The following is a 1,867-nucleotide window of genomic DNA, read 5'->3' as shown; positions in this document are numbered from 1 at the left end:
GATCTCCGGAAATTCGCGGACCTGGTCCTCGAACGCCTCGATGGTGGATTGGTCCTTGATCATCATGTTCGCCTGGACGAGGACCTGGAAGCCTCGTCCGATTGCTGTCGGGTCGAGGTCGGCGTGGTAGCCCTGGATGATCCCCGCTTCTTCGAGGTTACGCACCCGCCTGAGGCATGGGGTGGGGCTCAGGCCGACACGTGCGCTGAGGTCGACGTTCGAGAGCCGACCGTCCTGCTGCAGCTGGAACAAAATCGCGCGGTCTACTGCATCCATGAGTCGAACATACTCCGAATCCCTGCATACGGTGGATATTTGAAGTAATATAGCGCACGAATTTCGGTACGATATTGCCATGCGAAATGAAGCGGAAAAAGGGGTCATCCGCGACGCGCTGGGCATCGGGATAGCCACCGGCACCTATGGCCTCTCGTTCGGGGCCCTGTCTACGACGGCCGGTCTTACCCTCCCGCAGACGTGTGTGCTGTCGCTGTTGATGTTCACGGGAGCCTCGCAGTTCGCCTTCGTTGGAGTTGTGGCGGCCGGAGGCGCACCCTTGGCGGGAGCCGCCACGGCAGCGCTGCTCGGCTCACGCAACGCGCTTTACGGGTTGCACTTGGCTCGCTTGCTGCGCATGCGCCTGCCACGGCGCCTTGGGGCCGCGCAGTTCGTCATCGACGAGAGCGCGGCGATGTCCCTCGACACCCGCAACGAGCCGCTTGCCCGGCTGGGATTCTGGGCGGCCGGCCTGTCTGTGTTTGGCTGCTGGAACATTGCGACCCTGCTTGGCGCGCTGGGAGCGCGGGCACTGTCGAATCCCTCCGTCCTCGGCCTCGATGTGGTCGCGCCTGCGGCCTTCGTCGCATTGATGGCCCCCCGGTTGCGCACACCCATCACATGGTGGGCCGCGCTGATCGGTGCCGCGGTAGCGCTGACGGCCGTGCCTTTCACGCCGGCCGGAGTGCCGGTGCTCCTGGCGGCAGCGGCCGTGGTTGCCCTCTCGCTGTGGAGTTCCCACGACGACGGGAGGCGTGTCGAGATGGACAGCGCAGAGGTTCCCCGGAACGCAAGTCATGTGGACGACACAGTTCCCGAGGAAAGGAAGGTCGGCTGATGTGGGTGGCTATAGCTGTGGGCGCGGTGAGCTGCTACGCCTTGAAACTGGGCGGTTTATCAGCCCCCAAGGCTGTGCTTGAGGACCGTCGGGTGCAGAAGGTGGCGGAGCTGCTGCCCGTGGCTCTGCTTGCCGCACTCATCGTCACGCAGACATTCAGCAAACAGCAGGAGTTGACGATCGACCCACGAGCAGCGGGGGTCGGGGTGGCCGTCATCGCAGTTCTGCTGCGTGCCCCATTCCTCGTGGTGGTGACTCTCGCCGCTGCCGCGGCAGCCCTGCTTCGGTTGATTGCCTGACAGGACGCTCAGGAGTTCCAGGGTGCGTCACGGCACAGGGCAAAGGTTCGCGCGCCCCAGGGGCGTCCACGGGCGTCATGGGCGGTCCGTAGCGCGAGGGTGGTTAGTACACGGCTCACTCCGGCCAACGACGCGAGGCAGTGGCCGCCCAGAAGTCCAGCCTCCTTGAGGCTTCGCCCAAGAACTCAACGGACGCGACATCCAGGTCGCGAGCCAAGGAAATCCAGATAGGAACGTGATCGACCGCCATGATGAGCACTGACCAGAAGCTCTACGAGATAGCCGACGCAGCGATAGCGATGCTCGACGAGCAAGGGACGGTGGTCGGGTGGACGCAGGCCGCTCAGCGGCTTGTCGGGTACTCGGCCGGGGAAGTGGTGGGCCAGTCCGCCGCACTCGTGCTGCCGTCCATTGAGGGGCCGCTGGGGGTATCGGCGTTCGCCGAGCAGTGCCG

4 protein-coding genes are annotated in these 1,867 nt (G+C 64.8%); 3 read left to right on the top strand and 1 reads right to left on the bottom strand.

Features of this window, described 5'->3' with window-relative positions; translation table 11 throughout:
- On the bottom strand, positions 1-276 hold a 276-nt coding region (locus tag ACIBJF_RS53255; RefSeq protein ID WP_399185091.1), incomplete at its 3' end, for an Lrp/AsnC family transcriptional regulator.
- 79 nt (positions 277-355) lie between these two features.
- On the opposite strand from ACIBJF_RS53255, the gene ACIBJF_RS53250 reads away from it, so the two are divergent.
- The 3 genes from ACIBJF_RS53250 to ACIBJF_RS53240 all read left to right on the top strand — a co-directional run.
- A complete protein-coding gene (locus ACIBJF_RS53250) occupies positions 356-1,114 on the top strand; it encodes an AzlC family ABC transporter permease (protein ID WP_399185090.1) in 759 nt (252 codons plus the stop codon).
- Complete coding sequence (locus ACIBJF_RS53245; protein WP_123980683.1) at positions 1,114-1,413, top strand: AzlD domain-containing protein; 300 nt, start codon at positions 1,114-1,116, stop codon at positions 1,411-1,413. The genes ACIBJF_RS53250 and ACIBJF_RS53245 overlap by 1 nt, the downstream gene beginning before the upstream one ends.
- 248 nt (positions 1,414-1,661) lie before the next feature.
- Positions 1,662-1,867, top strand: a 206-nt coding sequence (locus ACIBJF_RS53240) for a PAS domain-containing protein (RefSeq protein WP_399185089.1), incomplete at its 3' end; no start/stop codon positions are given.

The sequence above is a fragment of the Streptomyces sp. NPDC050743 genome (assembly GCF_044456925.1).
In the GTDB taxonomy this organism is placed as follows: Bacteria; Actinomycetota; Actinomycetes; order Streptomycetales; family Streptomycetaceae; genus Streptomyces.
The sequence above is the reverse complement of the archived record's forward strand: the minus strand, read 5'-3'. Positions and strand labels throughout refer to the sequence as shown.

Bases quoted from the DNA above. Each gene is read 5' to 3' on its own strand.
- ACIBJF_RS53250 (WP_399185090.1), top strand. From the start codon at position 356: ATGCGAAATGAAGCGGAAAAAGGGGTCATCCGCGACGCGCTGGGCATC.
- ACIBJF_RS53245 (WP_123980683.1), top strand. From the start codon at position 1,114: ATGTGGGTGGCTATAGCTGTGGGCGCGGTGAGCTGCTACGCCTTGAAA.